Annotated in this window: 23 protein-coding genes; 18 read left to right on the top strand and 5 right to left on the bottom strand. The window is 58.0% G+C overall.

Going from position 1 to position 22676, the window contains the following annotated elements; translation table 11 throughout:
* The first annotated feature begins 249 nt into the window (after positions 1-249).
* Positions 250-1203 (top strand): nickel/cobalt transporter, encoded by a 954-nt coding sequence (locus tag D5066_RS16920; protein ID WP_119916591.1) that lies wholly within the window; start codon positions 250-252, stop codon positions 1201-1203.
* A 32-nt stretch (positions 1204-1235) separates the two neighbouring features.
* Here D5066_RS16920 and proP read toward each other — a convergent pair whose 3' ends face one another.
* Positions 1236-2738: a glycine betaine/L-proline transporter ProP gene (proP, locus tag D5066_RS16915; RefSeq protein ID WP_041911505.1), complete on the bottom strand. Its 1503-nt coding sequence runs from the start codon at positions 2736-2738 to the stop codon at positions 1236-1238.
* Positions 2739-3386: 648 nt separating this feature from the next.
* Here proP and kdgT point away from each other — a divergent pair.
* Positions 3387-4379: a 2-keto-3-deoxygluconate transporter gene (gene kdgT / locus D5066_RS16910; protein WP_080330013.1), complete on the top strand. Its 993-nt coding sequence runs from the start codon at positions 3387-3389 to the stop codon at positions 4377-4379.
* Between the two features lie 61 nt (positions 4380-4440).
* On the opposite strand, the gene D5066_RS16905 is transcribed toward kdgT, so the two are convergent.
* Together D5066_RS16905 and crfC are read right to left on the bottom strand one after the other, a co-directional pair.
* The gene (locus D5066_RS16905; RefSeq protein WP_119916590.1) at positions 4441-5316 is read right to left on the bottom strand and encodes a diguanylate cyclase regulator RdcB family protein; all 876 of its coding nucleotides are present in this window, start codon (positions 5314-5316) and stop codon (positions 4441-4443) included.
* On the bottom strand, positions 5313-7667 hold the full coding sequence (crfC, locus tag D5066_RS16900; RefSeq protein WP_119916589.1) for a clamp-binding protein CrfC: 2355 nt from the start codon (positions 7665-7667) through the stop codon (positions 5313-5315). The genes D5066_RS16905 and crfC overlap by 4 nt, the downstream gene beginning before the upstream one ends.
* A gap of 593 nt (positions 7668-8260) precedes the next feature.
* On the opposite strand from crfC, the gene D5066_RS16895 reads away from it, so the two are divergent.
* The 16 genes from D5066_RS16895 (at position 8261) to phnP (ending at position 19909) form a co-directional block, all read left to right on the top strand.
* A complete protein-coding gene (locus tag D5066_RS16895) occupies positions 8261-8596 on the top strand; it encodes a zinc ribbon domain-containing protein YjdM (RefSeq protein WP_119916588.1) in 336 nt (111 codons plus the stop codon).
* A gap of 80 nt (positions 8597-8676) precedes the next feature.
* Positions 8677-9114 (top strand): VOC family metalloprotein YjdN, encoded by a 438-nt coding sequence (gene yjdN / locus D5066_RS16890; RefSeq protein WP_080330009.1) that lies wholly within the window; start codon positions 8677-8679, stop codon positions 9112-9114.
* A 136-nt stretch (positions 9115-9250) separates the two neighbouring features.
* Entirely contained in the window at positions 9251-10039 is a 789-nt protein-coding gene (phnC, locus tag D5066_RS16885) for a phosphonate ABC transporter ATP-binding protein (protein WP_119916587.1), read from the top strand.
* 23 nt (positions 10040-10062) lie between these two features.
* On the top strand, positions 10063-11079 hold the full coding sequence (gene phnD, locus D5066_RS16880; RefSeq protein ID WP_119916586.1) for a phosphonate ABC transporter substrate-binding protein: 1017 nt from the start codon (positions 10063-10065) through the stop codon (positions 11077-11079).
* A gap of 50 nt (positions 11080-11129) precedes the next feature.
* Positions 11130-11909 (top strand): phosphonate ABC transporter, permease protein PhnE, encoded by a 780-nt coding sequence (gene phnE / locus D5066_RS16875; protein WP_119916585.1) that lies wholly within the window; start codon positions 11130-11132, stop codon positions 11907-11909.
* Between the two features lie 20 nt (positions 11910-11929).
* On the top strand, positions 11930-12655 hold the full coding sequence (gene phnF / locus D5066_RS16870) for a phosphonate metabolism transcriptional regulator PhnF (protein ID WP_061099518.1): 726 nt from the start codon (positions 11930-11932) through the stop codon (positions 12653-12655).
* Positions 12656-13108 carry a phosphonate C-P lyase system protein PhnG gene (phnG, locus tag D5066_RS16865; RefSeq protein ID WP_061099519.1) on the top strand — a complete coding sequence of 151 codons (453 nt, stop codon included), beginning with the start codon at positions 12656-12658 and terminating at the stop codon, positions 13106-13108.
* Positions 13105-13689 carry a phosphonate C-P lyase system protein PhnH gene (gene phnH, locus D5066_RS16860; protein WP_119916584.1) on the top strand — a complete coding sequence of 195 codons (585 nt, stop codon included), beginning with the start codon at positions 13105-13107 and terminating at the stop codon, positions 13687-13689. The genes phnG and phnH overlap by 4 nt, the downstream gene beginning before the upstream one ends.
* Entirely contained in the window at positions 13689-14753 is a 1065-nt protein-coding gene (locus D5066_RS16855; protein ID WP_119916583.1) for a carbon-phosphorus lyase complex subunit, read from the top strand. Before phnH ends, D5066_RS16855 begins: the two co-directional genes overlap by 1 nt.
* Positions 14746-15591 carry an alpha-D-ribose 1-methylphosphonate 5-phosphate C-P-lyase PhnJ gene (phnJ, locus tag D5066_RS16850; protein ID WP_119916582.1) on the top strand — a complete coding sequence of 282 codons (846 nt, stop codon included), beginning with the start codon at positions 14746-14748 and terminating at the stop codon, positions 15589-15591. The genes D5066_RS16855 and phnJ overlap by 8 nt, the downstream gene beginning before the upstream one ends.
* Positions 15588-16343, top strand: coding sequence for a phosphonate C-P lyase system protein PhnK (phnK, locus tag D5066_RS16845; protein ID WP_080330000.1), 756 nt, complete (start codon positions 15588-15590; stop codon positions 16341-16343). The genes phnJ and phnK overlap by 4 nt, the downstream gene beginning before the upstream one ends.
* Positions 16344-16352: 9 nt before the next feature.
* Positions 16353-17033: a phosphonate C-P lyase system protein PhnL gene (phnL, locus tag D5066_RS16840; protein ID WP_080329999.1), complete on the top strand. Its 681-nt coding sequence runs from the start codon at positions 16353-16355 to the stop codon at positions 17031-17033.
* On the top strand, positions 17030-18166 hold the full coding sequence (gene phnM / locus D5066_RS16835) for an alpha-D-ribose 1-methylphosphonate 5-triphosphate diphosphatase (RefSeq protein ID WP_119916581.1): 1137 nt from the start codon (positions 17030-17032) through the stop codon (positions 18164-18166). Before phnL ends, phnM begins: the two co-directional genes overlap by 4 nt.
* Positions 18163-18714 carry a ribose 1,5-bisphosphokinase gene (gene phnN / locus D5066_RS16830; RefSeq protein ID WP_119916580.1) on the top strand — a complete coding sequence of 184 codons (552 nt, stop codon included), beginning with the start codon at positions 18163-18165 and terminating at the stop codon, positions 18712-18714. The genes phnM and phnN overlap by 4 nt, the downstream gene beginning before the upstream one ends.
* A complete protein-coding gene (gene phnO / locus D5066_RS16825; protein WP_119916579.1) occupies positions 18707-19141 on the top strand; it encodes an aminoalkylphosphonate N-acetyltransferase in 435 nt (144 codons plus the stop codon). The genes phnN and phnO overlap by 8 nt, the downstream gene beginning before the upstream one ends.
* 9 nt (positions 19142-19150) lie before the next feature.
* Positions 19151-19909, top strand: coding sequence for a phosphonate metabolism protein PhnP (gene phnP / locus D5066_RS16820; RefSeq protein WP_119916578.1), 759 nt, complete (start codon positions 19151-19153; stop codon positions 19907-19909).
* A gap of 52 nt (positions 19910-19961) precedes the next feature.
* On the opposite strand, the gene yjdP is transcribed toward phnP, so the two are convergent.
* Together yjdP and D5066_RS16810 are read right to left on the bottom strand one after the other, a co-directional pair.
* Positions 19962-20285 (bottom strand): DDRRRQL repeat protein YjdP, encoded by a 324-nt coding sequence (yjdP, locus tag D5066_RS16815; protein ID WP_047362632.1) that lies wholly within the window; start codon positions 20283-20285, stop codon positions 19962-19964.
* A 69-nt stretch (positions 20286-20354) separates the two neighbouring features.
* On the bottom strand, positions 20355-22634 hold the full coding sequence (locus D5066_RS16810) for an ATP-binding protein (protein ID WP_119916577.1): 2280 nt from the start codon (positions 22632-22634) through the stop codon (positions 20355-20357).
* Positions 22635-22676: the final 42 nt, after the last annotated feature.

The raw sequence follows: 22676 nt of genomic DNA, 5'->3' as shown, positions 1-22676 counted from the left end.
CTTGTTGTGTGAAGTGATTCACATCCGCCGTGTCGATGGAGGCGCATTATAGGGAGTTCTCAGCAGCCCGCAACAGAAAAGTTGCAAAAAAATGACTGACTGCTGTATTCCCCAGCAAAAACCCGCTTTATACCCTTTTACGCACAGAGTTATCCACAATTACAGCAAGATCCTGATGCGATCCTGCGAACTGAAAGAGAAGATCAACTATACTAGCGGCAAATATTCTTCTCCGCAGAGCTCCCCCTGATGAATACACAACGCCTGCCTCGCGACTGGCACCTCCCTACGGCCGGATTGATGCTGCTGGTCATCCTCTTCGCCGCTTTTACGCTGCATACGCACTGGAACGCCTTTATCCAGTGGTGCCTTGCCACGCAGATTACGCTGCACCGTTATCTGGTGATGTATCTACTGCAGCTTAATAACCACCAGTACAGCGGTGGATTATGGCTCTTAACAGGCGCTTTCTTTTATGGCGTCCTTCACGCCATCGGACCGGGGCACGGGAAGTTCATCGTGACGACCTATCTGACCACCAATAAGGAGAGCGAGCTGGCCGCCCGAGTGGTCCCCTTCATTGGCAGCCTGATGCAGGGCGTCAGTGCCATTCTGTTTGTCTTTATTCTGGCAGTAGGATTTAACCTCGCATCAGGGGATATCAGCACCAGTCGCTGGTATGTCGAGAAGATAAGCGCCGTGCTAATTGGCGCATTTGGTGCATTCATCATTTATCAGGCGCTGAAAAGCCTGCGGCCGCAGAGAATGAGGATCTCTGCCATCACTCCCCTTCATCAGCACGGTGAACACTGTGGCTGTGGTCATCACGGCGTGGGCGTAGATCTGGCACAAGGTGACTGGAAAACGCGTCTGGGCGTCATTCTGGCGATTGGTGCACGCCCGTGCAGCGGCGCAATCATGATTCTGATGTTTTCGAACGCGCTGGGCATTGTCACCTGGGGCATGGCTGCAGTCATGACCATGTCCCTGGGAACGGCTCTCTCAATTATGGGGCTATCGCTGGCGGTACGTTATGCCCGTGAACGCACGGTGGCCTGGTTCGGGGAAAGTCGCTCGTTAAGGTGGTTGATGCCGGCCGTTAAAATTGCCGGTGGAATCGTACTGATCCTGTTCGCGACCGTCCTGTTTCTGACGGTCATCCCCATCAGCGCCAACGGCGACTATATCGCCGCCGGATGCTAATAAAAGAAAACCCGCCAGCGGCGGGTTTTTTATTACTCATTAATTCGTGGATGTTGATCAACAAGACGAGAGCGTTTCTTCTGCAGCTCTTCAATCTCGGCGTCGATATCCTCAATCTTCTGCTCCACGTTGTCGTAGTGCTCGCGCAGGATCTCTTTCGCTTCCTGAATATCGGATGCCGCAGGCGTCGCTCCTTTCAGAGGACGGTTCGCCGTCTCCTTCATGGTCAGACCGGTCGCCAGACCGACTACCGCGATTACCATCAGGTAATAGGCTGGCATCATCAGGTTCTGCGTGCTTTCCACCAGAGAGGCGGCAAGCGTAGGCGTCAGACCAGCAATCAGAACGGAGATATTGAACGCCGCCGCCAGCGCGCTATAACGAATGTGCGTCGGGAACATCGCCGGTAAGGTAGAGGCCATCACCCCGATAAAGCAGTTCAGGATCACCGCCAGCATCAGCAGACCCGCGAAAATCAGACCCAGCACATTACTGTTGATCAGAATAAACGCCGGGATCGCCAGCGCGAACAGCGCCACGCTACCCAGGATGATAAACGGTCGGCGGCCAAAGCGGTCGCTCAGCAGACCCATAATCGGCTGCACAAACAGCATACCGACCATGATGGCGATAATAATCAGCACGCCGTGGTCTTCCGAGTAGTGCAGGTTATGCGACAGATAGCTCGGCATATAGGTCAGCAGCATGTAATAGGTGACGTTGGTGGAAATCACCAGACCAATACAGGTCAGCAGGCTGCGCCAGTGCTTTGTCGCAATCTCTTTGAACGACACTTTCGGGCCGTCCTGCAGCCCTTCGCGGTCACCCTGCTCCAGTTTCTCCACGTGCTGCTGGAACGCAGGCGTCTCTTCCAGCGCGTGACGCAGATAAAGGCCGATGATGCCCAGCGGCAGCGCGATAAAGAACGGGATACGCCAGCCCCAGTCGAGGAAGTTCTCTTCACCGACAACGGTTGAAATCAGAACCACGACACCCGCGCCCATCACGAACCCGGCAATCGAACCGAAGTCCAGCCAACTGCCCATAAAGCCGCGCTTACGGTCAGGAGAGTATTCCGCAACGAAGATCGACGCACCGGTATATTCCCCGCCGACGGAGAAGCCCTGCGCCATCTTACAGAGCAGCAGCAAAATCGGTGCCCAGATGCCAATGGTGGCGTAGGACGGTATCAGGCCGATACAGAATGTACTGATCGACATAATCACAATGGTGATAGCGAGTATTTTCTGGCGACCGTATTTGTCCCCGAGCATACCGAAGAACAGACCACCCAGCGGGCGGATCAGGAAAGGAACGGAGAATGTACCCAGCGCGGCAATCATCTGCAGGCTTGGGTCAGCACCGGGGAAGAACACTTTACCTAATGCATAGGCAACAAAGCCGTAGACACCGAAATCGAACCATTCCATCGCATTACCGAGCGAGGCGGCGGTGATCGCTTTACGCAGTTTGGCGTCATCAATAATGGTGACGTCGCGAAGCGTAATGGGTTTAACCTTTTTCCTTCTTAGCATAGCTTTCCTCGTAGACTTAGCCCTGTCCGTTCCACAGCCGACTTGCACTCTGTGAACCTGAGATTCGCTCCATGCGAACCTCCATCTTCAAGCGTAGCAGGTTTACTTACATTGACGTTTTACGTCGATACAACCGAACCTGTTGACGCCTGTCTGGGCAGTTAATGACCTTTTTACCCTACCAGCGTTTATATTTGTGATCAACTTCACACATATATTTATACTGCGTCAGGTGAAGACATTTTTTGTCAACTACCGCAAATAAGTACCTTCTTAACCCTCCGGAATGCTCATTTTCGTCCTCATTGTTTTTCTTTCCCCAACAAAATAAAAAACCATATTTTTTACAAGAGATTTACATAAATTTTCAGCTCTCACAACGCGTCGTAAAGTTTACATTCAATATGTGATGAAGATAACTAAAACACCGTTTTATTTTCATTGAATCAATATTCCATCGATCGCATGATAATTCCTGAAACATAGCGATGCGTGTTTTCTGACGAGAGAAAACGAGAGCGCTGACTGAATTTCGGTGCAGGGTTATCACAAACAAATCATCAAGAGCACCCTTCATCAAGTTGAATTTATTGATTTTTTATTCGCACCTGCCGCTCGCCATGAGAGGTAAAATTGTGAGGGTTAGATATGAAGATTAAAGCCACGATCGAACGCATACCGGGCGGTATGATGCTGGTTCCGCTGGTACTCGGTGCCATTCTGAATACATTAGCGCCTGATACCGGGGCTTATTTTGGCGGTTTCACAAAAGGAATGATTACGGGTACCGTTCCCATTCTGGCGGTCTGGTTCTTTTGTATCGGCGCATCCATTAATTTGCGGGCAACCGGTACCGTATTACGCAAATCCGGAACGCTGGTGATAACCAAAATAGCGGTTGCGTGGGTGGTCGCAATGATATGCGCGATGTTCATTCCGGAGAATGGAATTCAGACCGGTTTCTTCGCCGGATTATCTGTTCTGGCGATTGTCTCGGCGATGGACATGACGAACGGCGGATTGTATGCCAGCCTGATGAACCAGTACGGAACGAAAGAAGAGTCAGGTGCATTCGTCCTGATGTCTCTGGAGTCCGGCCCGCTCATGACGATGCTGATCCTGGGGTCCGCTGGCCTGGCTTCTTTTGAGCCCCACCATTTTGTCGGCGCGATCCTGCCGTTCCTGATCGGCTTCGCGCTGGGCAATCTGGATCACGACCTGCGTGATTTCTTCAGCAAAGCAACGCCAGTGCTCATCCCGTTCTTTGGCTTTGCGCTGGGTAATACCATCAACCTGAACGTGATTCTTGATACGGGACTGCTGGGGATTGTGCTGGGTGTCGCGGTTATCATCATCACCGGTATTCCGCTGATCATTGCTGACCGCGTAATAGGGGGAGGAAACGGCACGGCGGGCGTCGCCGCCTCTTCAGCCGCAGGTGCTGCCGTTGCAAACCCGGTGATTATCGCCCAGATTAACCCGGCCTTCGAACCAGTGGCCGCGTCCGCGACGGCACTGGTTGCCGCCAGCGTGATTGTCACCGCAATTCTGGTGCCCATCATCACGGCGCTGTACGCGAAACGCTACGGAAATGTGCAAGAGATCCAGCCTGAACCGAAACCGATAGAAATGAATCACTAACACACCTCGCCAGCCGTCCCCTCTCCCCTCCGGGGAGAGGGCCAGGGTGAGGGGTAGGAATTCAACCAAAAATTTCCTCCACCATCGCATCCACCAGCCGTTTTGCCGAACACAGCCTCGGCATACCCAGCGCGACCGTCTGCCAGCTTTGCGTCACTGACCAGCTTACCGGGTGCTTATCCGCCTGACACCAGTCACCCAGCCAGCCCAGCATGTCTTTATGATCGATTAAACCCGCCGAAGCGGATGTGGTCAGCCACTGATGATAGAAATGGCGGGTCGTGGGGGACGCATTGATGCCCTGAGCCAGGTAGTTGGCGGCCATGCTGCGTAAGTTGTCCTTGAGCATTGCCGACACATCGTCGTTCGCCAGACGGCAGGCATCGCCAAACGCGCCCCAGCGCAGCTCTTCCAGGACGATGAAGCAGCGCCCGGCGAGAGACCAGCCGTCATAGTGGCCGGCTCGCCAGCGGGTGAAAATTTGTTCACTGTGCTCGCCCGCCTGTACCGTCAGTCCACGCTGGGCCAGCGCCTTTTCTTTATAAGCAGCTCGTTGCGTAAAATGAGAGGAGAGCTCAGCGTACTGCTCAAGCAGGCCAGGAGATTGCTGGGTCCGCAAGGGGGTCAGCTGGCGCAGGGCAATCAATTTATCGGCCATCAGCGTCAGCGCAAGATGGCCCGGATCCAGCATGCCAGCGAGCTTTTCCGCCAGCCCCAGGCGCAGGGCCGCGTTCTCATTAAGCATTCCCGCCATCGCCCAGGGCCGTAGCCGGGTATGCGTCATGATCTCCTGCGTCAAACGCTCACGAAACTGCAACTGCTGTGGCCCCAGGCGGGGATGACGCGCCGCGTCCACGCCCTGCACAAGATCGACCATAAATTTGGGATGAATACACTCCAGCGTTCGCCCGGGACCGTCCAGTAGTGGTGTTGTCATGGTTGCTCTGCCGCGAATAGAGTTTGAATATCATCGCGTAACAGTCGGGTATCTTCCTGTATCCACGTCGCAGTCGTAATGCTTTGCTTCAACAGCTGGCTGAGCGCTCGGGTTGAATGCTCATTTTGTTGACGCACTGCGAGGCTATCACGCAAGCTTTCCTGTAACCCGGTCAGGCATAGCGAAAATTCTGCAAAGAACGTTGCCATACCTGCCGTAACAGAGACATCGACCTGCGCGGACAAAGCTTTACGTATTTGTTCACAGAACTGATCGATATGTTGCTTAAATTTGTCATGCAGCTGCGCAATATTAATAACGTATCGCGTGCGCGTGACCACATAATCATCCCAGCCCCAGCCCGGATTATTCAGCCAGCGCGAAACCGTTTCACGCATACTCCCCGCGCCGGATGGCTGACCTGCCGGGCGGTTATCCTGCGCAATGGCATCGTTAAACAACCCCCGCGTGTTGAAATTAAGCTGGTTAGCCTGAAAAGCCGGGAAGCTTATCCGCGCCCGAAAGCCAGCATGGCTCAGATGCTCTTTAATACGCATTTCGATCGGCCGCATGGCGTCATTCAGCGAGCGTGCCAGCGTAGATTCCAGCTGATCGAAGCGTAACGCCAGCTCCCGGCAGATTTTCGTCTGCGCATCCAGCATGATCAGTTCACAAGAGGATCGGATTTTACTCAGGGTAATCTGCGCCTGCCCTTCGTCCTCCAGCACCAGCTGTTCCAGCTCCTGCGGCTCGTCACCGCGGAGATTGAGCGGTTCAATGCCTGCCAAATCAAGAATATTGTGCGCGCTGAACACATGACCAATTGCCTGATGCAGCACCGTTCTCTGCTCTCCCATAAAGTCAGCCGTGGCGTTAAGCGCCTGCTCAACTTCATGTTTCACCTCATCACCCACCATGCTCTGGCGCGTCTGCAGCAGGGTCATGTCCTCCTCAAGGCGCGCAATATTCAGTTCCAGCGCCTCAAAGGCCACCGTCAGCCCCTGATAGCGGAAGTCGAGATATTCCCGGGCATTCTGTGCATAGTTGAGCAACTTATGCGAGGCCGAGCGCAGCGCGAATAACGAGGCATTCGCATAGGCGGCGTAAATCAGCTTGCGTATCGGCTGTTCAAACAGCGAATCTTCCCAGAGCAAATCGGCAGCGTGGCGAATATGGTCAATGTCGTCCAAATCCGCCGTACGCCAGCGGCGTCCGAGAGCGGCTTCGGCAAAATCCTGCACCCAGGGCTGCTCCTGATGATCCGGCAACTGCCCGTGGGTATTCATCTCGTAGCGGGCGCGGTTTGCCAGGTACGCCCACATGGAGGAAACAGGGTAAATCTGGCCGGGCGAAATATTGCCTTTCATTAAGGTGCCGGAGATCATCGCCCTGACCTGCTCTTCATCGTCGCTATTGCGATCCTTCTGGTCGAATTTATTCACCAGCGCATACAGAGGCACCGATTTCCCCGCCACTGAAATAGCCTGGCGAACCTCTTCATCGGAAATGGATTTAAGCTGGGTATAATCCATCACCGCCAGCACCGCCGACGCGCGCGCCAGCTGCTCCCTAAGCATTTTTTGCAGGTGCGGCTGCCCGGCCTCATTCGGTCCCGGAGTATCGAGCAACGTCAGCTGTCCAGGATGTGCATCAAGACCCGCAAGATGCACGAACTCCACTTCAATCACCGGAATATGTTCGATAGCCGCATATTCTGAGAACGGAAACGCCACGCCCAGCACCTGAGAGAGCCTCACCAGGTCATTAAGGCTTTTCAGGCAATGAAATATTGGCTGCGCTCCGAGATGATGCTTTTCAAAGGCTTCTCCTTTCTCAATACGCTCCAGCAGCGTATTCATATCCTTATCAATTTCCAGATGCTGAGCCAGCTTGCCGCGATCGTAATCACAGAGCTTTTTCTGAAGCAGTTGGATCAACTCATCAATAGGTGAGACATGGGAAAAATGGAGCACCGGCTCCTTCTGACCACGCGTGTGGCGAATAAGCGTAGGCAGCGCCGTCATTGGGCGGTTGCGGTTCGGTAACACTTCCGTACCGACAATGGCATTAATGGTGGTCGATTTCCCCGCTTTCATGGTGCCAACGATAGCCAGAACCATTTCCAGACGTGTTATTTTGCGTAATTCATTATTCAGCATTGCCTGCTGCGCTTCGACGCCTCGCGCACTAAAATGCAAAGGCAGCACGTTGTTCTTTTCACCCGTAATAGCAGCCGTCGTGCTCTCCAGCTTCGCTGTTGGCATTGATTTCAGGGTATCGAGATTTTGCAGGGCAAGCTGTAACAAACGCTCAGCTTCCTGACTTAATTCAAAAATGGTCTGTGTGTGCATGATAAAAGCCTTTCCTTAACGCAAATTTATTACTTTTATTAAGCCACTGGTATTAATTATTTTTTTCAGGCTTATATGATCACGTGTGGAAAACATCTTCACCGAAATATAACTGATTGAAGATAATCAGAAATAAATGGCTATCCTTGCATGGCGTGTAAAGCGCTCCTTAAGGCCTGACAGCCAAAAGATAAAAAGCGTAGCCCATTTAAAAAATCTTCAGGATATATCATCATTATTTACCCACCATAAAGAGAGGGGATATGCCACCGCCATAAGAAATGTATGGCAGTAAAGACCGAAGATAAATAACAATGTGTCGCTTCACCTTATCCGAAATGAAGGTGCGTAGCAATTTGCCGCAATAAAATATTCGATATATTTAGCGGCTTCCCTTTCCACCGTGTTAATGACGTTAGCATCGCTTAACTCACTGACAGGAAGTGTCACTCGCACCACACTTTCTGCATTTTTTAAATTCACAATATCACCGACAAACGTGTGGATTTGCGCTATACTTGCCGCCTTTTTCGGCACTCTGCCGTCATTTAGCTGGCACTTTCCGGCGCGTTAACACTTTTGAGGATACCGATATGACACTCCCACACTGCCCAAAATGCAATTCTGAATACACCTATGAAGATAATGGCATGTTCATCTGCCCGGAATGCGCACACGAATGGAATGATGCTGAGCCAGCGCAGGATGCTGATGCGCTGGTCGTCAAAGATGCGAACGGTAATCTGCTGGCAGACGGCGACAGCGTCACCGTTGTTAAAGATCTGAAGGTGAAAGGCAGCTCTTCCATGCTGAAGATCGGCACTAAAGTTAAGAATATCCGTCTGGTTGAAGGCGATCATAATATCGACTGCAAAATTGACGGCTTCGGTCCGATGAAACTGAAATCTGAGTTCGTGAAAAAGAACTGATTTCCCCGCCCGGTGGCGCTTCGCTTACCGGGCGTTCGGGAACTACACTTAACGGGCTTTTCTTACGTGAGGTAAAGATTATGCCGTTAAGTCCCTACATCTCTTTCGCCGGCAACTGTGCAGAGGCTACCGCCTTCTATCAGCAGGCCGTCGGCGCAGAACTCCTCTATAAAATCACCTTCGGCGAAATGCCAAAAAGCGATAACAGCGAAGAAGGCTGTCCGTCCGGCATGCAGTTTCCGGATTCGGCTATCGCCCACTCTAACGTCCGCATTGCGGGCAGCGATATCATGATGAGCGACGGGCTGCCGCCTGGCAGCAGCGCGCAATACGCGGGCTTCACGCTGGTGCTCGACACGCAGGATGTGTCGGAAGGCAAACGCTGGTTCGACAACCTCGCCGCTGGCGGGAATATCGAAATGGCGTGGCAGGAGACCTTCTGGGCGCACGGTTTCGGTAAGGTCACCGACAAATACGGCGTGCCGTGGATGATTAACGTCGTTAAGCAGCAGCACTAATCTTCGGGCGGTGGGCGGTCTGCCTCCGCCTGTCATCAAACTCCCCTCAACTCTTCAAACTCCCGCAACCTGCACTTAACCCAAATGTCATATTGATGCGCCAGCATGAGGCCACATTTATCGTGAGGCCCAGCACATGCAAACCGTCATCCGCGTCGAGAAACTGAGCAAGACCTTCCATCACAACAAGGCTCTGCATGCCGTTGTTCTGACCGTCCAGCAGGGCGACATGGTAGCGCTGCTGGGGCCATCCGGTTCAGGTAAATCCACCCTTTTGCGTCACCTGAGCGGCCTCATTACCTGCGATAAAACGCCGGAAAGCCACGTCGAACTGCAGGGCAACACCGTGCAGCGCGCAGGCCGTCTGGCAAGCGATATCCGCAAAAGCCGCGCCCAGACGGGCTACATCTTCCAGCAGTTCAACCTGGTGAACCGTCTGACGGTGCTTGAGAACGTGCTGATTGGCGCGCTCGGCAGCACGCCCTTCTGGCGCACCTGCCTGCGCTGGTTCTCCCCATCCCAGAAGCAGGAAGCCTTACAGGCGCTGACCCGCGTCGGCATGGCGCATTTCGCCCACCAGCGCGTCTCCACCCTGTCCGGTGGACAACAGCAGCGCGTCGCCATTGCCCGCGCCCTGATGCAAAAAGCGAAAATCATTCTCGCCGACGAGCCCATCGCCTCCCTGGACCCGGAATCGGCGCGCGTCGTGATGGAAACCCTGCGCGACATTAACCAGAACGACGGCATCACCGTGGTGGTGACGCTGCATCAGGTGGATTATGCCCTGCGCTACTGCGAGCGCATTGTCGCCCTGCGGCAGGGGCATGTGTTCTTTGATGGCGCAAGCCATCAGTTTGATAACGAACGTTTTGACCATCTCTACCGCAGCGTAAACCGCGTCGAAGAGCGCGCGCAGGCTGCATAACGTCCCCATAACGAGGAATGGAAATGAGCTATAAAACGGTTGCCGCGCTGGCCTTTACCAGCATGTTCAGCATCAGCACCCTGTTAAGCCCGGCCCACGCCGAGGAGCAGGAAAAAGCGCTGAACTTTGGCATCATTTCGACGGAATCACAGCAGAACCTGAAACCCCAGTGGGAACCCTTCCTGAAAGATATGGAAACTAAGCTGGGGATCAAAGTGAACGCCTTCTTCGCCCCGGACTACGCGGGCATCATCCAGGGGATGCGCTTCAACAAAGTGGACATCGCCTGGTACGGCAACCTCTCCGCCATGGAAGCGGTGGACCGCGCGAACGGTCAGGTCTTTGCCCAGACCGTTGCGGCCGATGGCTCCCCGGGATACTGGAGCGTGCTGATCGTGAACAAAGACAGCCCGATCAACAACCTCAACGACATGCTCGCCAAACGCAAAGAGCTGACCTTCGGCAACGGCGACCCGAACTCCACCTCCGGCTTCCTCGTCCCTGGCTACTACGTCTTCGCCAAAAACAACGCCTCCGCCAGCGACTTTAAGCGCACCGTCAACGCCAGCCACGAAACCAACGCCCTGGCCGTGGCGAACAAGCAGGTGGACGTTGCCACCAACAACACCGAAAACCTCGACAAGCTGAAGACCTCCGCGCCGGACAAGCTGAAGGAAATCAAGGTCATCTGGAAATCACCGCTAATCCCTGGTGATCCAATCGTGTGGCGTAAAAACCTCACCGAAAGCACCAAGGAGAAGGTGTACGACTTCTTCATGAACTACGGCAAAACGCCGGAAGAGAAAGCGGTTCTGGAGCGTCTGGGCTGGGCACCGTTCCGCGCGTCCAGCGACCTGCAGCTGGTCCCGATTCGCCAGCTGGCGCTGTTCAAGCAGATGCAGGGCGTAAAGGACAACAAGAGCCTGAAGGAAGAGGAGAAGACCAGCAAAGTCTCTGAAATTCAGGCCCAGCTGGACGATCTCGACCGCCTGACCGCCGCGCTCGGCGCGATGACCAGCGTGAATAAAGCGGTGCAGTAACTCAAGTCCCCTCTCCCTGTGGGAGAGGGAGAATAAATTAAGGAGTCAACATGCAAACCATCACCCTCCCGCCGCCAAAGCGCAGCTGGTTCTCGCTCATAAGCTGGGCCATCCTGCTGGCGGTGCTGGTTATCTCCTGGAGAGGCGCAGAGATGGATCCGCTGCTTCTCTTCAAAGATTCCGGCAACATGGCGACCTTCGCCGCCGACTTCTTCCCGCCGGACTTCAGCCAGTGGCCGGATTACCTCAGCGAAATGGCGGTCACCCTGCAAATCGCCGTCTGGGGGACCGCCCTCGCCGTCATCCTCTCCATTCCGTTTGGCCTGATGAGCGCCGAGAACATCGTGCCGTGGTGGGTTTACCAGCCGATGCGTCGCCTGATGGACGCCTGCCGCGCCATCAATGAAATGGTCTTTGCGATGCTGTTCGTGGTCGCCGTCGGTCTGGGTCCGTTCGCGGGTGTGATGGCGCTGTTCATCCACACCACCGGCGTGCTCTCCAAGCTGCTCTCGGAGGCGGTCGAAGCCATCGAGCCCGGCCCGGTGGAAGGTATTCGCGCCACCGGTGCCAACAAAATCGAAGAGATCCTCTACGGCGTGCTGCCGCAGGTGATGCCGCTGCTGATCTCCTACTCCCTGTACCGCTTTGAGTCCAACGTCCGCTCCGCCACCGTGGTCGGCATGGTCGGCGCAGGCGGGATTGGCGTCACCCTGTGGGAAGCCATCCGCGGTTTCCAGTTCCAGCAAACCTGCGCCCTGATGGTGCTCATCATCATCACCGTCAGCCTGCTGGATTTCCTCTCTCAACGTTTGCGTAAGCACTTCATCTGAGAAGCGAGGCTTTGATTTGTATGCACTTATCCAGACATCCGACCAGTTACCCCACCCGCTGGCAAGAGATTGCGGCAAAGCTCGAAGTAGAGCTGCGCACGCACTACCGCTGCGGTGACTACCTGCCCGCCGAGCAGCAGCTTGCCGACCGCTACGAAGTGAACCGCCACACCCTGCGCCGCGCCATTGACCAGCTGGTCGAGCGCGGCTGGGTCCAACGCCGTCAGGGCGTGGGCGTGCTGGTGCTGATGCGCCCGTTCGACTACCCGCTGAACGCCCAGGCGCGCTTTAGCCAGAACCTGCTGGATCAGGGCAGCCACCCGACCAGCGAAAAGCTGCTCTCGGTCCTGCGCCCGGCCTCCAGCCACGTGGCGGACGCGCTGGGCATTCAGGAGGGCGATAACGTCATTCACCTGCGCACGTTGCGCCGGGTCAACGGCGTGGCGGTGTGCCAGATTGACCACTACTTCGCGGACCTGGCCCTCTGGCCAGTGCTGCAAAACTTTGCCAGCGGTTCCCTGCACGACTTTCTTCAGGATGCGACGGGCATCGCCCTTAAGCGCACCCAGACGCGCATCAGCGCCCGCCGCGCGCAGGCGAAAGAGAGCAAGGTGCTCGAAATCCCCAATATGGCCCCGCTGCTCTGCGTGCGCACTCTCAACCACCGTGACGGCGAGATCAACGCGACGGAGTACTCCGTCAGCCTGACCCGCGCCGACATGATTGAATTCACCATGGAGCACTGAATGCACGTCGACACCTCCACCCGACAGCGCTGGATGCGCGTGCTGGCCCATAGCCAGCCTGCCGCCCTGCGTGAGCGCATGAACGCGCTGGGCCTGACGCCTGACTACGACACTATCCGCGCGCCGGAGATCGGCCTGGTACAAATCCAGGCGCGCATGGGCGGGACCGGCGAGCGCTTTTTTGCGGGCGACGCCACCCTTACCCGCGCGGCTATCCGCCTCAACAGCGGCACGCTGGGCTACAGCTACGTGCTGGGGCGCGACAAAGCGCACGCCGAACGCTGCGCGGTGATCGACGCGCTTTTGCAGGAACCCCCGCATTTCCAGACGTTAATGGAAACCCTTATTGCCCCGCTGGAAGCCGACCGCGCCGCACGCATTGCCGCACGTCAGGCCGAAGTGAACACCAGCCGGGTCGACTTCTTTACGCTCGTTCGCGGAGACAACGCATGACGCTTCAACCTGCTTTTCCCCTGGCCGTCCAGGATGCCCAACACAGTTTTCGTCGCCTGCTGAAGGCCATGAGCGAGCCGGGCGTGATTGTCTCGCTGCACCAGCTTTCACAGGGTTGGCTGCCGCTCAATCTGGCGACCACCAGCGTGCTGCTGACGCTTGCCGACAACGACACCCCGGTGTGGCTCTCGGGCGCACTGTCGAACGATATCGCCTGCCAGAACCTGCGTTTTCACACCAGCGCCCCGCTGGTCGAACAGCCCCAGCAGGCGGTGTTCGCCGTAGCCGACGAGCAAATCAGCCATGAGCAGCTGAATGCCCTGAGCGAAGGCTCCGCCGTCGCCCCGGAGACCAGCGCCACGCTGATCCTGCAGGTCTCCAGCCTGAGCGGCGGCCGCATGCTGCGCCTGACCGGCGCAGGCATCGCCGACGAGCGCATGGTCGCGCCGCAGCTTCCGGAGTGCATCATTCACGAGCTGACCGAGCGCCCGCACCCGTTCCCGCTGGGTATTGACCTGATCCTGACCTGCGGCGAGCGCCTGCTGGCAATCCCGCGGACCACCCATGTGGAGGTATGCTGATGTACGTAGCCGTCAAAGGAGGCGAAAAGGCCATCGCCGCCGCCCATGCCCTGCAGGAGCACAGACGACGGGGCGATGAACGGCTTCCCGAGCTGAGCGTCGCCCAGATCGAGCAGCAGCTTAACCTCGCCGTTGACCGCGTGATGACCGAGGGCGGCGTTGCCGACCGCGAGCTGGCAGCGCTGGCGCTGAAGCAGGCCAGCGGCGATAACGTGGAAGCCATCTTTCTGCTGCGCGCCTGGCGAACTACCGTTCCCCGCCTGGCGGTCAGCGAGCCAGTGAACACGGCAGAGATGCGCCTGGAGCGCCGCATTTCTGCCGTGTATAAAGACATCCCCGGCGGCCAGCTGCTTGGCCCTACTTATGATTACACGCATCGCCTGCTGGACTTCACCCTGCTGGCGAACGGCGAAGCGCCGCAGCTCAGCACTTCAGAGGCCGAACAGGAACCGTCTCCGCACGTCTTCAGCCTGCTGGCAAACCAGGGCCTGGCGAAGGCGGAAGAAGACTCAGGCGCACAGCCGGATGACATCACCCGCACGCCGCCGGTTTACCCGTGCTCGCGCTCGTCCCGCCTGCAACAGCTGATGCGCGGCGACGAAGGCTATCTGCTGGCGCTGGCCTACTCCACCCAGCGCGGCTACGGGCGCAACCACCCGTTCGCAGCAGAGATCCGCAGCGGCTATATCGACGTCGAAATCGTCCCGGAAGAGCTGGGTTTTGCCGTAAACGTCGGCGAACTGCTGATGACCGAGTGTGAAATGGTGAACGGATTTGTCGCGCCCGAAAATGAAGGCCCGCACTTTACCCGCGGCTACGGGCTGGTATTCGGCCTCGGCGAGCGTAAGGCGATGGCGATGGCGCTGGTCGACCGCGCGCTTCAGGCGCCGGACTACGGCGAGCACATTGCCGGCCCGGCGCAGGATGAAGAATTTGTGCTGGCCCACGCGGACAACGTTGAGGCCGCAGGCTTTGTCTCGCACCTCAAACTGCCGCACTACGTCGATTTCCAGGCCGAACTGGAACTGCTGAAACGCCTGCAACGGGAGCGCGCCAATGGCTAACTTAAGCGGCTACAACTTTGCCTATCTGGATGAGCAAACCAAACGCATGATCCGCCGCGCTATTTTAAAAGCGGTGGCTATTCCGGGCTATCAGGTGCCGTTCGGCGGTCGCGAAATGCCGATGCCCTACGGCTGGGGCACGGGCGGTATCCAACTGACCGCCAGCGTGATCGGCGAGGCGGACGTGCTGAAGGTCATCGACCAGGGGGCCGACGACACCACCAACGCCGTGTCGATCCGCAACTTCTTTAAGCGCGTAACGGGCGTCAACACCACCGAAAAAACCGAAGACGCGACGCTGATCCAGACCCGCCACCGCATCCCGGAAACCCCGCTGACGGAAGATCAGATTTTGATTTTCCAGGTGCCAATCCCGGAGCCGCTGCGCTTTATCGAGCCGCGTGAAACCGAGACCCGCACCATGCACGCGCTGGAAGAGTACGGGATCATGCAGGTCAAACTGTATGAAGATATCGCCCGCTTCGGCCATATCGCCACCACCTACGCTTACCCGGTGAAGGTGAACGGGCGCTACGTCATGGATCCGTCGCCAATCCCGAAATTCGACAACCCGAAGATGGACATGATGCCCGCCCTGCAGCTCTTTGGTGCCGGACGTGAAAAACGCATCTACGCCGTCCCGCCTTATACCCACGTCGAAAGCCTGGATTTCGACGATCACCCGTTTACGGTGCAGGAGTGGGACGAGCCGTGCGCCATCTGCGGTTCAAAGCACAGTTATCTGGATGAAGTGGTGCTGGACGACACGGGCAAACGGATGTTTGTCTGCTCCGACACCGATTACTGCCGCCAACAGAGCGAGGCGAACGGCCAATGAAACCGCTGCTTTCGGTTAATAATCTGACTCACCTTTATGCGCCGGGAAAAGGCTTCAGCGACGTGTCGTTCGAGCTGTGGCCAGGCGAAGTGCTGGGGATCGTCGGGGAATCCGGCTCCGGCAAAACCACCCTGCTGAAGTCCATCTCCGCGCGCCTGACGCCGCAGAACGGCGACATTCTGTATGAAGGTAAATCCCTGTACGCCATGAGCGAGGCCGAGCGCCGCCGCCTGCTGCGCACCGAGTGGGGCGTGGTGCATCAGCACCCGCTGGACGGCCTGCGCCGTCAGGTGTCGGCGGGAGGCAACATCGGCGAACGGCTAATGGCCACCGGCGCACGGCACTACGGCAACATCCGCGCCACCGCCCAGCACTGGCTGGAGGAGGTGGAAATCCCCGCCTCGCGCATCGACGACCTGCCCACCACGTTTTCCGGTGGGATGCAGCAGCGCCTGCAGATTGCCCGCAACCTGGTCACCCACCCGAAGCTGGTCTTTATGGATGAACCCACCGGCGGGCTGGACGTCTCCGTGCAGGCTCGCCTGCTCGACCTGCTGCGCGGCCTGGTGGTGGAGCTGAACCTCGCGGTGGTGATTGTCACCCACGATTTAGGCGTTGCACGCCTGCTGGCGGACCGCCTGCTGGTAATGAAGCAGGGTCAGGTGGTGGAAAGTGGGTTAACCGACCGCGTGCTCGACGACCCGCATCATCCGTACACCCAACTGCTGGTGTCGTCCGTATTGCAGAATTAAGAGGCCAACATGATCCGCGTAGAAAACGTGAGTAAGACCTTTGTGCTCCACCAGCAGAACGGCGTGCGCCTGCCGGTGCTGCAAAACGCCTCGTTAGAGGTGAATCAGGGCGAATGCGTGGTGCTGCACGGCCACTCCGGCAGCGGTAAATCCACCCTGCTGCGCTCCCTGTACGCCAACTACCTGCCGGACGAAGGCCACATCCGCATTCGCCACAATGATGAATGGGTCGATCTGGTACAAGCCCCGGCGCGCAAGGTGCTGGAAGTGCGCCGCACGACGATCGGCTGGGTCAGCCAGTTTCTGCGGGTGATCCCGCGGATCTCCGCCCTGGACGTGGTGATGCAGCCGCTGCTCGATCTCGGCGTGCCGCGCGAAACCTGCGCCGCCAAAGCCGCCAGCCTGCTGACGCGCCTGAACGTGCCCGAGCGCCTGTGGCACCTCGCCCCGTCGACCTTTTCCGGCGGCGAGCAGCAGCGCGTGAACATCGCGCGCGGATTTATCGTTGATTATCCGATTTTACTGCTGGATGAACCCACCGCCTCGCTCGACGCTAAAAACAGCGCAGCGGTGATAGCGCTGATCGAACAGGCCAAAGCGCGGGGTGCAGCGATCGTCGGGATCTTTCACGACGACGCCGTACGCACCCGCGTGGCGGACAGATTGCACCCGATGGGGACAAACGCATGATTATCAATAACGTCAGGCTGGTTCTGGAAAATGAGGTCGTAAAGGGTTCGGTTGAAATCCAGGACGGCGTTATTCGCGCCTTTGCCGAAACCCAGAGCCGCTCACCGGAGGCGATGGACGGCGAAGGCGGCTGGCTGCTGCCGGGGCTGATTGAGCTGCATACCGATAATCTGGACAAATTCTTCACCCCGCGCCCGAAGGTGGACTGGCCCGCCCATTCGGCGATGAGCAGCCACGACGCGCTGATGGTCGCCAGCGGTATCACTACCGTTCTGGATGCGGTGGCGATCGGCGACGTGCGCGACGGCGGCGATCGCCTGGAGAATCTGGAGAAGATGATCAACGCCGTGGAGGAGACGCAAAAGCGTGGCCTTAACCGCGCCGAACACCGCTTACACCTGCGCTGCGAGCTCCCGCACCACACCACCCTGCCGCTGTTTGAAAAGCTGGTCGGGCGCGAGCCGGTCTCGCTGGTCTCTCTGATGGACCACTCGCCGGGACAGCGCCAGTTCGCCAACATTGAGAAGTACCGCGAATACTATCAGGGCAAATACTCGCTCAACGATGCGGAGATGGCGCGCTACGAAGAAGAGCAACTGGCGTTGGCGGCCCGGTGGTCGCAGCCCAACCGCCTTAAGATTGCCGCGATGTGCCGGGACCGGAATATCGCGCTGGCCAGCCATGACGACGCCACGCACGATCATGTGCGCGAATCCCACCAGCTTGGTAGCGTGATTGCCGAATTTCCCACCACGTTCGAAGCGGCAGAGGCGTCGCGCCAGCACGGCATGAACGTGCTGATGGGCGCGCCGAACATCGTGCGCGGCGGATCGCACTCCGGCAACGTGGCGGCAAGCAAGCTCGCTGCCCTCGGCCTGCTGGATATTCTCTCGTCTGACTACTACCCCGCCAGCCTGCTGGACGCGGCCTTCCGGGTGGCGGACGACGAGGTCAACCGCTTCACGTTGCCGCAAGCCATTCGACTGGTGACCAAAAACCCGGCCAACGCGCTCAATCTTCACGACCGTGGTGAGATTGCCGAAGGCAAACGGGCAGACCTGGTGCTGGCGCACCGCAAGGGCGAGCACGTTCATATCGACCACGTCTGGCGTCAGGGAAAAAGGGTGTTCTGATGGGAAGACTCATCTGGTTAATGGGCCCGTCCGGCTCGGGAAAAGACAGCCTGCTGTCGGCGTTACGGCAGCGGGAACATTCACAGCTGCTGGTGGCGCATCGCTACATTACCCGCGCGGCTAACGCTGGCAGTGAAAACCATATCGCCCTGAGCGAGCAGGAGTTTTTTACCCGCGCCGGGCAAAATCTGCTGGCGCTGAGCTGGCACGCGAACGGCTTTTATTACGGCGTCGGCATCGAGATCGACCTCTGGCTGCACGCGGGCTTCGACGTGCTGGTTAACGGCTCGCGCGCGCATCTTCCGCAGGCAAAAGCCCGGTATGAAGCGGCGCTGCTACCGGTCTGCCTGCAGGTTTCCCCGGATATCCTGCGCAGCCGACTGCAAAGCCGGGGGCGGGAAAATGCGCGTGAGATAGACCAGCGCCTTGAGCGCGCGGCGCGCTACACCCCGTCGGGCTGTCACGTCCTCAATAACGACGGAAGTTTGCTACAGTCAGTCGAGACCTTTTTAACGCTGATCCGCCTGAAGGAGAAACAGCATGCCTGACTGCCCGCTTCGCCCCGCCACCGCCGACGATGCGCCGATCGTTTACGCTCTGATTTGCGAGCTTAAGCAGTGTGAATTTGACCATCAGGCGTTTCACGCCGGATTTCTTGCCAACCTTCAGGATCACAACATGCGCTACCAGCTTGCTGAGCTGGACGGGCATGTCGTCGGCATGATCGGTCTGCACATGCAGTTTCACCTGCACCACGCGCGCTGGATCGGCGAGATCCAGGAGCTGGTGGTGATGCCGCAGGCGCGCGGGTTAAAGGTGGGCAGCCAGCTGCTGGCCTGGGCGGAAGACGTTGCGCGGCAGGCGGGCGCGGAGTTGACCGAACTCTCCACCAGCGTGACGCGCACGGACGCGCACCGTTTTTACGTTCGTGAGGGATATACGCAGAGCCATTTTCGATTCACCAAACCGCTGTAGAGGTGTGAGATGAGTCTGACGATTACGTTAACGGGCACCGGCGGTGCCCAGCTGGTGCCGGTCTTTGGCTGCGACTGCGCGGCCTGCCGCCGGGCGCGCCTGCAGGACAACTATCGCCGTCGCCCCTGCAGCGCAGTGGTCAAATTCAACGATGCGGTCACCCTGCTGGACGCGGGCATTCCGCACCTGATGGACGACTGGCCTGCAGGCAGCTTCCGACAGTTTTTGCTCACGCACTACCATATGGATCACGTCCAGGGGCTGTTCCCGCTGCGCTGGGGCGTGGGCGCAACCATCCCGGTCTACGGCCCGCCTGACGACGCAGGGTGTGACGACCTGTTTAAACACCCCGGGATCCTGGATTTCAGCCACACGGTCGAACCGTTTGTGATGTTTGACCTTCAGGGGCTGCGGGTCACGCCGCTGCCGCTCAACCATTCAAAACTGACCTTCGGATATCTGCTGGAGTCCGCCCACAGCCGCGTGGCGTGGCTCTCTGATACCGCCGGGCTGCCGGAAAAAACGGTGACGTTTCTGCTCAACAACCAGCCGCAGGCGATAATCATCGACTGCAGCCATGAACCGCGCGACGAGATCCCGCGCAACCATTGTGATTTAAACACCGTGGTTGCGCTGAACGAGGTGATTGGCTGCCCGCAGGTGATCCTGACGCACATCAGCCATCAGTTTGACGAGTGGATGATGGATAATCCGCTGCCGGACGGCATTGAAGCGGGATATGACGGGATGGTGCTGGTATTGGATTAGGTTTTCCCCCTCTCCCGTGGGAGAGGGTCGGGGTGAGGGCAACAGGCCACACTTAGCCTCGATCGTAATCGTCCTCTAACCTGCGCTCATCCTCTTCTAATCGACGGCGATCGTCATCTAACTGACGCTGACGCTCATCTAAACGGCGGCGTCTGTCTTCAAGCTGCCGACGGCGATCGTCGTACTGTCGGCTATCGATTTGACGGCTGCGGTCGTAACGATCGTCGTCATCGTCATTACGGCTGCTGCTGGGGTTATAGGCGTCGTTGATCGCCTGCTGAATATTGCCAATGGCGTCATCAATCACATCGGCATGCGCCAGTTGGCTGGTGAGTGACAGCAGACCAAATAACAGAGCGGTAGAGTAACGTTTCATAAGGCCAGACTCGCAGGTGAACTGGCCTTACGGTAATGAATGGCATTGTTCCAGGGTAGCGGAGGAATCTCAAATTACCGTGACCTTCCGCAGCGCCTGCGCCAGTTGCTGGCGGGTAAACGGCTTACGCAACAACTGAACGTCCGGCAGCTGAGGGTTATGCGCGGGTCGCAAATCCTGGCCGCTAATCAGCAGCACCGGAAGCTGCGGATAATGACTGCGCACATGGTTAATCACCTCAGCCCCGCTCAGGCTTCCGGGCAACATCAGATCGCTGATAAACACGCCAATATCCGGGGACGCCTCCAGCATGCTCAGCGCCTGTTCACCGTTGTCCGCTTCGAGCGTCAGGTAGCCAAGCTGATGCAGCTGCTCGCACAGGGTCTGGCGAACGTCAGCCTCATCTTCCAGCACCAGCACCAGCCGCTCGCTATCGACGGAGGCGGTGGCTGACAGCGCTTCATCATCTGCAGCGGCGGGCAGCATAGAACGCGGGAGATGAAGCCGCACGGTCGTTCCCTGTCCCGGCGCGCTTTCGATCTCTACCCGCCCCCCGGACTGACGCACAAAACCGTACACCATCGACAGGCCCAGCCCGCTGCCGCTTCCGGTCTGCTTGGTGGTGAAAAACGGTTCAAAAACCCTGGACTTCACCTCCTGCGACATCCCGCTGCCGCGGTCGATGACCTCCAGCGCCACCATATCCTGCCTGCGTCCGTCGCTGCGGGTCACGCGCTGGTTCCAGGTGCGAATTTTGATCGCCCCGCTCTGGCCTTCCATCGCATCCCGGGCGTTCATCACCAGGTTGATAATGGCATTTTCCAGCTGGCTGACGTCAATCCACGCGGGCCATGCCGGGGTTTGCGCTTCAATCTCCAGGGTAAGCGTGGCGGGCAGCGAGTGGCGCATCAGTTCACGGAGGTTTTCCAGCAGGGGCAGCATCTCTACCGCATGCGGCGTCAGGGACTGTTTGCGGGAAAACGCCAGCAGTCGCTGGGTCAGCAGCGCGCCGCGTTCGGCTGCCTTCAGCGCACGGGTAATGCGCGGCGCGTCGTTTGATTCAGGGTCGGTAAGCTCGAGGCTGCCGATAATCACCGCCAGCAGGTTGTTAAAATCATGCGCCAGCCCGCCGGTCAGCTGTCCGACGGCCTTCATCTTCTGGCTGTGCAGCAGCGCCTCTTCCAGCCCCTGACGCTCGATGCGGTCGATCTCCATCTGCGTGGTTTTCTCTTTCAGCAGACGCGTGGTGTGTTCAAGCGAGGCGGTGTTGCGGGCAAACACGTTAAACGCGCGCGCCAGCTCGCCCAGCTCGTCGCGCCGCTGAAGGGCGGGCACCGACACATCCTGTTCACCGTGGGCAAGTCGCGACATCGCCCGGGAGATGGCCGTCAGGTTGGAGCCCAGATTGCGGTAGATATACCAGCAGGCGCAGCCGGTGATGATCAGCGCCAGCACGGCGAAGATGCTGATAAACACGCTAATAGATTGCAACTCGTGATGGCTCTGGGCCGTGCGAAGCCGGGAAGCCTGCGCCACCTGCTCAACATACTGATTAATATCGCTATTAAGGATCGCCACCAGCGCCTTAATGTGGAACATATACCAGCTGATGGACAGATCGCTCTCCTCCAGCTGCTTCGACAGCGGGGCAAGCTTGCGCAGCTCGGCGTTAAAATCGGGCAGAACGCCCTCCACGACCGGCTGTATGGCGCTTCGGGGCAGCGTGGCGGTCACGGCGTCCAGCTGCTGAACGGTAGCACGCGGCGAAGGTGTATCAATCGCGGCCGCGATCAGCCGATCCATCTCCATCAGCTGCCGCGCGTCCGGCACGTTGCTGCCGAAGCGGCGATTGATGTCCTGCAGATGGCGTAAATAGCTCTGGCTTTGATAGAGCGAGCTCAGCAGCGCGTTACGCTCAAGATGCCGCTTTTGCCCACGCTCCAGCATCCCCGTTACGCTTTGCTGTAATTCATTGCTTCTGCGAATAATCCGCGCCACCAGCGCCGGCTCCTGCTGCGCCAGCGGGGCATCCGCCAGCTGTTCCAGCGAGCGGCGCAGCGCCGTTTGCATCTGCTTCAGCCGCTCGGCCTCGCCTTTGTACTCCAGCGCCCCTACCACCTGCGAAAGCCGCACCGCCGCCGTTGCCACGTTGGCCGTGTCGCGCGCGAGGTTCATGCTCCCGGTCATGTCGTCCAGCGTTTGCTGTTGGACCTGCTCCTGGATCTGGCTGGCATGACGAAAGCCGAGCACCGCCACGCCGCTCACCATCAGCGTTACCGCCACCACCAGCAGATTAAATATCAGCAGGCGACCGCGGGCGCTGGTGAAGAACGGGGGGCGTGAAGACATGTTGACTCCGTAACTGTGATCCACATTCGCTATTCATAACTA

This window comes from Enterobacter chuandaensis (assembly GCF_003594915.1).
GTDB classification, from domain to species: domain Bacteria; phylum Pseudomonadota; class Gammaproteobacteria; order Enterobacterales; family Enterobacteriaceae; genus Enterobacter; species Enterobacter chuandaensis.
This window is presented reverse-complemented; position numbering and strand designations above follow the sequence as displayed.

What these genes read in the sequence shown, in the direction of transcription:
- D5066_RS16920 (WP_119916591.1), top strand. Translation starts at nt 250, where the DNA reads ATGAATACACAACGCCTGCCTCGCGACTGGCACCTCCCTACGGCCGGA.
- proP (WP_041911505.1), bottom strand. Translation starts at nt 2,738, where the DNA reads ATGCTAAGAAGGAAAAAGGTTAAACCCATTACGCTTCGCGACGTCACC.
- kdgT (WP_080330013.1), top strand. Translation starts at nt 3,387, where the DNA reads ATGAAGATTAAAGCCACGATCGAACGCATACCGGGCGGTATGATGCTG.
- D5066_RS16905 (WP_119916590.1), bottom strand. Translation starts at nt 5,316, where the DNA reads ATGACAACACCACTACTGGACGGTCCCGGGCGAACGCTGGAGTGTATT.
- crfC (WP_119916589.1), bottom strand. Translation starts at nt 7,667, where the DNA reads ATGCACACACAGACCATTTTTGAATTAAGTCAGGAAGCTGAGCGTTTG.
- D5066_RS16895 (WP_119916588.1), top strand. Translation starts at nt 8,261, where the DNA reads ATGACACTCCCACACTGCCCAAAATGCAATTCTGAATACACCTATGAA.
- yjdN (WP_080330009.1), top strand. Translation starts at nt 8,677, where the DNA reads ATGCCGTTAAGTCCCTACATCTCTTTCGCCGGCAACTGTGCAGAGGCT.
- phnC (WP_119916587.1), top strand. Translation starts at nt 9,251, where the DNA reads ATGCAAACCGTCATCCGCGTCGAGAAACTGAGCAAGACCTTCCATCAC.
- phnD (WP_119916586.1), top strand. Translation starts at nt 10,063, where the DNA reads ATGAGCTATAAAACGGTTGCCGCGCTGGCCTTTACCAGCATGTTCAGC.
- phnE (WP_119916585.1), top strand. Translation starts at nt 11,130, where the DNA reads ATGCAAACCATCACCCTCCCGCCGCCAAAGCGCAGCTGGTTCTCGCTC.
- phnF (WP_061099518.1), top strand. Translation starts at nt 11,930, where the DNA reads ATGCACTTATCCAGACATCCGACCAGTTACCCCACCCGCTGGCAAGAG.
- phnG (WP_061099519.1), top strand. Translation starts at nt 12,656, where the DNA reads ATGCACGTCGACACCTCCACCCGACAGCGCTGGATGCGCGTGCTGGCC.
- phnH (WP_119916584.1), top strand. Translation starts at nt 13,105, where the DNA reads ATGACGCTTCAACCTGCTTTTCCCCTGGCCGTCCAGGATGCCCAACAC.
- D5066_RS16855 (WP_119916583.1), top strand. Translation starts at nt 13,689, where the DNA reads ATGTACGTAGCCGTCAAAGGAGGCGAAAAGGCCATCGCCGCCGCCCAT.
- phnJ (WP_119916582.1), top strand. Translation starts at nt 14,746, where the DNA reads ATGGCTAACTTAAGCGGCTACAACTTTGCCTATCTGGATGAGCAAACC.
- phnK (WP_080330000.1), top strand. Translation starts at nt 15,588, where the DNA reads ATGAAACCGCTGCTTTCGGTTAATAATCTGACTCACCTTTATGCGCCG.
- phnL (WP_080329999.1), top strand. Translation starts at nt 16,353, where the DNA reads ATGATCCGCGTAGAAAACGTGAGTAAGACCTTTGTGCTCCACCAGCAG.
- phnM (WP_119916581.1), top strand. Translation starts at nt 17,030, where the DNA reads ATGATTATCAATAACGTCAGGCTGGTTCTGGAAAATGAGGTCGTAAAG.
- phnO (WP_119916579.1), top strand. Translation starts at nt 18,707, where the DNA reads ATGCCTGACTGCCCGCTTCGCCCCGCCACCGCCGACGATGCGCCGATC.
- phnP (WP_119916578.1), top strand. Translation starts at nt 19,151, where the DNA reads ATGAGTCTGACGATTACGTTAACGGGCACCGGCGGTGCCCAGCTGGTG.
- yjdP (WP_047362632.1), bottom strand. Translation starts at nt 20,285, where the DNA reads ATGAAACGTTACTCTACCGCTCTGTTATTTGGTCTGCTGTCACTCACC.
- D5066_RS16810 (WP_119916577.1), bottom strand. Translation starts at nt 22,634, where the DNA reads ATGTCTTCACGCCCCCCGTTCTTCACCAGCGCCCGCGGTCGCCTGCTG.